Raw genomic sequence first — 204 nt, 5'->3', positions numbered from 1 at the left:
AATTGCCGGTCGATGTCCTCCAACAGAGCCGTAAACAGCTCGGCGAAGGCGTTTTGCAAGGCTCGAAACAAAGCAAGTTCGATCTCTTTCCATGTCAACGAATTTGTGGTAAGATGTTGTTGAATATTCATAGGACTCTCTCCTCCTGTTTGTAGTGTGGTCAATGAACATCTTACCAGGGAGAGAGTCCTTTTTTCATGTTTC

Annotated in this window: 1 protein-coding gene; it reads right to left on the bottom strand. The window is 44.6% G+C overall.

Annotated features, from left to right (window positions below):
* Positions 1-131 (bottom strand): UPF0236 family protein (locus DCC82_RS18380; protein ID WP_233253057.1); only part of this gene is annotated, 131 nt, incomplete at its 3' end.
* Positions 132-204 lie beyond the last annotated feature (73 nt).

Origin of the sequence: Geobacillus sp. LYN3, assembly GCF_003064505.1 — a bacterium.
GTDB lineage: Bacteria > Bacillota > Bacilli > Bacillales > Anoxybacillaceae > Parageobacillus_B > Parageobacillus_B toebii.
The sequence above is the reverse complement of the archived record's forward strand: the minus strand, read 5'-3'. Positions and strand labels throughout refer to the sequence as shown.